This is a genomic window from Nocardioides sp. (assembly GCF_051876515.1).
Classification (GTDB): Bacteria; Actinomycetota; Actinomycetes; order Propionibacteriales; family Nocardioidaceae; genus Nocardioides.
Map to the genome: position 1 here is coordinate 1 of NZ_JBJEHY010000197.1, position 6,837 is coordinate 6,837.

At 72.1% G+C, this 6,837-nt stretch carries 10 protein-coding genes; all 10 read left to right on the forward strand.

Translation table 11 applies throughout. From position 1 onward, the window contains the following. A partial coding sequence (locus ACI379_RS14440) for a ParA family protein (protein WP_439792792.1) occupies positions 1 to 290 on the forward strand: 290 nt, incomplete at its 5' end. Between the two features lie 2 nt (positions 291 to 292). Then, entirely contained in the window at positions 293 to 643 is a 351-nt protein-coding gene (locus tag ACI379_RS14445) for a hypothetical protein (protein WP_439792793.1), read from the forward strand. Positions 644 to 653: 10 nt separating this feature from the next. Beyond that, complete coding sequence (locus ACI379_RS14450; protein ID WP_439792794.1) at positions 654 to 1,526, forward strand: segregation and condensation protein A; 873 nt, start codon at positions 654 to 656, stop codon at positions 1,524 to 1,526. Then, positions 1,523 to 2,248, forward strand: a complete 726-nt coding sequence (scpB, locus tag ACI379_RS14455; protein WP_439792795.1) for an SMC-Scp complex subunit ScpB — start codon at positions 1,523 to 1,525, stop codon at positions 2,246 to 2,248. The genes ACI379_RS14450 and scpB overlap by 4 nt, the downstream gene beginning before the upstream one ends. Then, on the forward strand, positions 2,245 to 3,045 hold the full coding sequence (locus ACI379_RS14460) for a pseudouridine synthase (RefSeq protein ID WP_439792796.1): 801 nt from the start codon (positions 2,245 to 2,247) through the stop codon (positions 3,043 to 3,045). The genes scpB and ACI379_RS14460 overlap by 4 nt, the downstream gene beginning before the upstream one ends. A 68-nt stretch (positions 3,046 to 3,113) precedes the next feature. Further along, positions 3,114 to 3,497: a chorismate mutase gene (gene aroH / locus ACI379_RS14465; protein WP_439792797.1), complete on the forward strand. Its 384-nt coding sequence runs from the start codon at positions 3,114 to 3,116 to the stop codon at positions 3,495 to 3,497. Beyond that, on the forward strand, positions 3,490 to 4,560 hold the full coding sequence (locus tag ACI379_RS14470; protein ID WP_439792798.1) for a prephenate dehydrogenase: 1,071 nt from the start codon (positions 3,490 to 3,492) through the stop codon (positions 4,558 to 4,560). Before aroH ends, ACI379_RS14470 begins: the two co-directional genes overlap by 8 nt. 11 nt (positions 4,561 to 4,571) lie before the next feature. Continuing rightward, positions 4,572 to 5,252 carry a (d)CMP kinase gene (gene cmk, locus ACI379_RS14475; RefSeq protein ID WP_439792799.1) on the forward strand — a complete coding sequence of 227 codons (681 nt, stop codon included), beginning with the start codon at positions 4,572 to 4,574 and terminating at the stop codon, positions 5,250 to 5,252. Next, positions 5,249 to 5,995, forward strand: a complete 747-nt coding sequence (locus tag ACI379_RS14480; protein WP_439792800.1) for a lysophospholipid acyltransferase family protein — start codon at positions 5,249 to 5,251, stop codon at positions 5,993 to 5,995. Before cmk ends, ACI379_RS14480 begins: the two co-directional genes overlap by 4 nt. Beyond that, the coding region (der, locus tag ACI379_RS14485; RefSeq protein WP_439792801.1) for a ribosome biogenesis GTPase Der at positions 5,992 to 6,837 on the forward strand (846 nt) is incomplete at its 3' end. The genes ACI379_RS14480 and der, both read left to right, overlap by 4 nt.

Consider the following 6,837-nt stretch of genomic DNA (forward strand, 5'->3'; position numbering starts at 1 on the left):
TGAAGCAGACCATCGACAAGGTCCGCGAGCGCCTCAACCCCCGTCTGGAGATCGACGGAGTCCTGGGGACCATGTTCGACGGCCGCACCCTGCACAGCCGCGAGGTCATGGAGCGCCTGGTCCAGGCGTGGGGCGACAAGGTCTTCCACACCGTGATCCGGCGCACCGTGAAGTTCTCCGACGCCACCGTCGCGGGTGAGCCCATCACCTCGTACGCATCCTCGTCGACCGGTGCCGACGCGTACCGCATGCTCGCCAAGGAGGTGCTGAGCCGTTGGCCCGACGAGTGAGCATGCCGGCGGCTGACGACCTCTTCCGTCCCACCTCGGTGGACGAGGCCGCAGCACCGCAGACGAAGCCGCGCCGCGTGCGTGCCGTCGAGACCGCGCCCGAGGCGGCCCCGGAGGCACCGGCGACCAACCGGCGGTCGAGCGGTCGTGTCCGTCACGACGAGAAGATGACCGTGTACGTCACCGCCGAGGAGCTGCTCGACATCGAGCACGCCCGCCTCACGCTTCGGCGTACGCACGGCGTCGCGGTCGACCGCGGTCGCCTCGTGCGCGAGGCCGTGGCTCTGGTGCTGGCCGACCTCGCGGAGCACGGGGACGACAGCGCCCTGGTGCGTCGACTGACCGAGGAATGAGCGTCGCCCGATGAGCCTGACCGGTGAGGTCGGTGCCGAGGCGGCGTCCGACGCGTCGCCGTTCGCTGTCCACCTGGACAACTTCGAGGGCCCCTTCGACCTCCTGCTGGGCCTGATCGCCAAGCACAAGCTCGACATCACCGAGGTGGCGCTGTCGCAGGTCACCGACGAGTTCATCGCCCACGTCAAGGCGTTGGGCGACCAGTGGGACCTCGAGCAGACGACCTCGTTCCTGGTCGTGGCGGCGACGCTGCTGGACCTGAAGGCCGCCCGGCTGCTGCCGCAGGGGGACGTCGAGGACGAGGAGGACCTTGCGCTGCTCGAGGCTCGTGACCTGCTGTTCGCGCGCCTGATCCAGTACCGCGCCTTCAAGCAGGTGGCTGCCGTGATCAGCGAGCGCCTGGCGTCCGAGGCGCTGCGGCACCCGCGCGCGGTGGGTCTGGAGGAGCGTTTCGCGACGCTGCTGCCGGAGGTGCTGATCGGCGTGGGGCTGGAGGAGTTCGCCCGGATGGCGGCCAAGGCGTTCGAGCCGAAGCCGGTCCTCGAGGTCTCGTTGCAGCACATCCACGCACCTGCCGTGAGCGTGAAGGAGCAGGCGGCGCTCATCGTCGACCGGCTCCGGCGCAGCACGACCATGACGTTCCGTGCGCTGTGCGGCGACTCGCCCGACCGGCTCACCACCGTGGCGCGCTTCCTGTCCCTGCTGGAGCTGTTCCGCGAGGGAGCGGTGGCGTTCGACCAGGTCACGCCGCTGGGCGAGCTCACGGTCCGGTGGACCGGTGAGGACCTGGACGACTTCGAGATCGACGAGTTCGAGGGGGCGCCCGTGGACCGTACGGACGGTGCCTCCGGCGCTGCCCCGACTGAGGAGGACGACCGATGAGCCCCGAACCCGTCGACGAGACGCAGGACCTGGGCGTGGACGAGGCCGTGCTGGAGGTACCGCTCGTGCCCCTGCGACCCGCTCTCGAGGCCATCCTGATGGTCAGCGACGAGGCGCTGGACGCCGTACGGCTGGCCACGGCGGTCGGCCACCCCGTGGACGACGTCGAGGCGGCACTCGGCTCCCTGGCCGCCGAGTACGCCGAGCAGGGCCGCGGGTTCGAGCTGCGCTCGATCGCCGGCGGCTGGCGATTCTACTCCCACCCAGACATGGCCGCCGTCGTCGAGGGGTTCGTGCTGGAGGGGCAGCAGGCGCGGCTGACCCAGGCTGCCCTGGAGACGCTGGCCGTGGTGGCGTACAAGCAGCCGGTGTCGCGGGCCCGGGTCTCCGCGGTGCGTGGCGTCAACGTCGACGGGGTCATGCGGACCCTGCTCGGTCGCGGTCTGGTCGAGGAGGCCGGGCAGGACGAGGTCAGCGGCGCGCACCTGTACCGCACCACGTCGTACTTCATGGAGCGCATCGGCGTCCAGAGCCTTGACGAGCTGCCCGAGCTGGCGCCGTACCTGCCCGACCTGGACGACCTGGAGGACGAGCTGGCCGCGGTCGCGGGCCTCGACTCCCAGCCGACCCCCGAGGAGGCCGGGACGCGCTCGGCGGGGGATGATGGAGCCGGAGAATCCGCTCCGCCCCACCCCGACGTCCCCGGAACGGACCCTGCATGAAGCCGCACGACCAGGACGACTCCCGCCCCGCCTCGCAGCGCCCCGCGACCGACGACGACGGGATGATCCGGCTGCAGAAGCTGCTCGCCCAGTCGGGCGTGGCGAGCCGGCGCAAGTGCGAGGAGCTCATGCTCGACGGCGAGGTCGAGGTCGACGGCGAGGTCGTCACCCGACTGGGCACGAAGGTGGACCCGGCCACGGCGGTGATCCGGGTCAGCGGCCGACGGCTGCCGCCGATCAGCCCGCACGTGTACCTCGTGCTCAACAAGCCGCGCGGCGTCGTCTCGACGATGTCGGACCCCGAGGGCCGGCGGTGCCTGGGTGACCTGGTGGCGGACCGGCCCGAGCGGCTGTTCCACGTGGGGCGGCTCGACACCGACACCTCCGGACTCATCATCCTGACCAACGACGGCGACTTCGCCCAGCGTCTGGCGCACCCCTCGCACGAGGTGGACAAGACGTACGTCGCCGAGGTGGACGGCGAGGTCACGAAGGCGACCCTCAAGGCCCTGCGCTCGGGTGTGGAGCTCGAGGACGGTCCGGTGCAGGTCAGCAAGGTCCGCGTGGTCGAGGGCAGCCACGGCCGTGTGTCCCGCGACCGCACGATCGTGGAGCTGACCATCCACGAGGGTCGCAACCGCATCGTCCGGCGCCTGCTCGACCACGTCGGGCACCCCGTGGAGCGCCTGACCCGCACCTCCATCGGACCGTTGACCCTGCGTGGTCTCGGGGTGGGGGAGATGCGTGAGCTGACGCTCAACGAGCTCGGGACGCTCATGGACTCCGCCTCCCTGTGAGGCGCCGGCGCGTTCCACCCGCCGGGGTTCCGGTCACGGTGGGTCTCCCGCGCCGATAGGCTCGACCCATGGCAGTGCGTGCGATTCGTGGGGCGACCCAGCTCGATGTGGACTCCCGTGACCAGATGCTGGAGCGGGTCGCCGAGCTCGTGACCACGGTGATGGAGGACAACGGCCTCAGCACCGACGACTTCATCTCCATCCTGTTCACCGCCACCGACGACCTGCACTCGGAGTTCCCCGCGTACGCGGCCCGGCAGCTCGGCTTCACCGACGTGCCCATGACGTGTGCCCGGGAGCTGGAGATCGGCGGCTCGATGCCCCGGGTGGTGCGCCTGATGGCGCACGTCGAGACCGACCTGGCCCGCGCCGACGTCACCCACGTCTACCTGCACGGCGCCGCGAACCTGCGCCGCGACCTCGTACGCACCCACACCGTCGCCGATGAGTGACACGCTCGGGCCCGTCGAGGTCGTCGGTGTCGGGCTGCTCGGCACGTCGCTGGGGCTGGCGCTGCGGGCTGCCGGCGTGGAGGTCCTGCTCTCCGACGTCAGCCACGAGCACGTGCGTACGGCGACCGGTCTGGGTGCCGGGCGCCCGCGCTCCGCGGGCGACGTTCCGTCGATCGTGGTCGTCGCCGTCCCTCCGGACCATCTCGGGGCCGTCATCGTCGCGGCTCTGGACGCGACCGCGGGCACCGGGGCCGTGGTGACCGACGTGGGTTCGGTCAAGGGCGTCCCGCTGGCCGCCGTGGCCGACCACCCGGAACGGGGACGGTACGTCGGCGGACACCCGATGGCGGGCAGCGAGCGTTCGGGACCGTTGGCCGGGCACGCCGCCCTGTTCGACGGGCGCCCGTGGGCGCTCACACCGCACCTCGAGTCGGCTGTCGAGGCAGTCGAGACGGTGGAGACGATGGTCCGGCTCACCGGCGCCGTGCCCGTGTGGTTGACGCCGGCCGAGCACGACCGTGCTGTCGCCCGGACCTCGCACGTCCCGCACCTGATGGCCGCTCTCACGGCGTCCCGCCTCGCCAGCGCCCCGGAGAACCACCTCGCGCTCTCGGGGCAGGGCGTGCGTGACGTGACCCGGGTCGCGGCCGGGGAGCCGCACCTGTACGGCCAGATCGTCGCCGCCAACGCCGAGGCGGTCCTCGAGCTGCTGGGCGAGGTCCGTGGACAGCTCGACGGACTCATCGAGGCGGTGGGTGCGGGCGACCGCGACGCCCTCGAGGGGTTGCTGCAGCAGGGCGTGCTCGGCACGCTCGCCATCCCGGGCAAGCACGGCGCGCCGGTCCGTCCCACCGCTTCGGTCTGGGTCCAGGTCCCCGACCAGTCCGGCGAGCTCGCGCGGCTCCTGGCGGACGCGGTGGCCAGCGAGGTCAACATCGAGGACATCCGCATCGACCACGACCCGACGCGTCCGGTCGGTCTGGTCGAGCTGGTCGTCGACGAGCCGCGTGGTGAGCAGCTGCTCACGTCCCTTGAATCCCGCGGGTGGACGACTCACCGGTAGGATTCCGGCCTGTGGACAACGCCGTGACCCCCTCGTACGTGATCGCCATCGACGGACCCTCCGGGTCGGGCAAGTCGAGCACCTCGCGGGGCGTGGCGGACCGTCTGGGCCTGCGCTACCTCGACACGGGCGCCATGTTCCGCGCGATGACGTGGGCGATGCTGGATGCCGGCGTCGACGTCTCCGACGCTGCCGCAGTCGCCGCGCACGCAGGCACCCCGGTCCTGGTCTCCGGCACGGACCCGCTGGCCCCGACCATCACCGTCGACGGGGTGGACGTGGCCGAGGAGATCCGCAGCGAGCCGGTCACCGCCGCGGTGTCCCCGGTCAGCGCCGTTCCCGAGGTGCGCGCGCGCCTGCTCGAGCTGCAGCGGGCCATCATCGGTTCGGGCTCGATCGTGGTCGAGGGCCGCGACATCGGCTCGGTCGTGGCGCCCGACGCGCGCGTCAAGGTCTACCTCACCGCCGACCCGGCCGCCCGCGCCGCGCGCCGTGCCGCCGAGGAGGGCGGGAGCGACCTCGCGGCCACGCAGGAGTCCTTGCTCAGCCGCGACCGCATCGACTCCGCCCGCACCACGGCACCGCTCACCATGCCCGAGGGCGCCGTCCACATCGACACCACCGACTTCTCGCTCGACGAGGTCATCGGCCAGGTCGTGGCGCTGGTGGAGGCGGCCGAGGCGGTCTCGTGACGCCCGGGCCGGACAGCCGTCTGCGCCGGGTCGACTTCCCGCACGACCGTCTGGGCTGGGTTCGCCCGCTCGCGCAGTTCGCGCTGCGGCGCCGCTGGCCGGTGACGGTCCACGGCACGGAGAACGTCCCGAGCGCGGGGCCGGTGATCCTGGCCAGCAACCACGTGGGGCTGATCGACGGACCGCTGCTGGCGGTGTTCGGGCCGCGTCCGGTGCACGCCCTGACCAAGCAGGAGATGTTCGCCAGCCGGGCCGGGGGAGTGCTGAAGGCCTCGGGGCAGATCCGGCTCGACCGTGACCACGCTGACCCGGGCGCCATCAAGGCCTGCGTACGGGTCCTGGACGCCGGCGAGGTCGTGGGGATCTTTCCCGAGGGCACCCGTGGGGACGGCGAGTGGGGCTCCATCCGGCGCGGTGCGGCGTACCTGGCGCTGGTCAGCGGGGCCCCCGTGGTGCCCGTGACGATGCTGGGGACCCGCGCCCCGGGTGGTACGAAGAACTCACTGCCTCCGTCCGGGGGACAGATCGACATCGTGTACGGGACACCGTGGCGGGTGGAGCCCGTCACATGGCCCCGTACCAGGGAACAGGTGGGTCACGTCTCGGCGTTGCTCCACGAGCACCTGCGGGCCTCCACGGCCCGCGCACGCGACCTGACGGGTCGCGACCTCCCGGGGCCGCTGCCTGCGGGAGAATCGACGGAGGTGTCCCCGCCGGGGGCCCTCGACCAAGGAGCATCATGACTGACCTCGACGCGCTCGGCCCCGACGAGCAGGCCGCCGGGCCCGCCCCCGTGCTGGCCGTCGTCGGCCGCCCCAACGTCGGGAAGTCGACGCTGGTCAACCGCATCATCGGCCGGCGCGAGGCTGTCGTGGAGGACCGTCCGGGCGTGACCCGCGACCGCGTCTCGTACGACGCGACGTGGAACGGTCGCGCGTTCACGGTCGTCGACACCGGCGGTTGGGACCCGGACGCCCGCGGGCTGGCGGAGCGGATCGCGGCGCAGGCCGAGATCGCCGTGTCGCTGGCCGACGCGGTGCTGTTCGTCGTCGACGCCACCGTGGGCATCACCGACGCCGACGAGGCGGTCGTGAAGATCCTGCGCAAGGCGGGCAAGCCGGTCGTACTGGCCGCCAACAAGGTGGACGACCAGCGCACCGAGGCCGAGGCGTACGGCCTGTGGAACCTGGGGCTGGGGGAGCCGTTCCCGGTCTCCGCGCTGCACGGGCGTGGGTCGGGCGACATGCTCGACGCCGTGCTGGCGGCGCTGCCGGAGACCCCGCCGGAGGAGTTCGGTGAGGCCGTGGGTGGTCCGCGCCGCATCGCCCTGGTCGGCAAGCCGAACGTCGGCAAGTCGTCCCTGCTCAACAAGCTCGCGGGCGAGGACCGCGTCGTCGTCGACAACGTCGCCGGTACGACGGTGGACCCGGTCGACGAGCTCGTGGAGCTGGGCGGGCGCGTGTGGAAGTTCATCGACACCGCCGGCATCCGCAAGCGCGTGAACCAGGCCTCGGGTCACGAGTACTACGCGTCGCTGCGTACGACGACCGCGATCGACCGCGCCGAGGTGGCCGTCCTGGTCCTC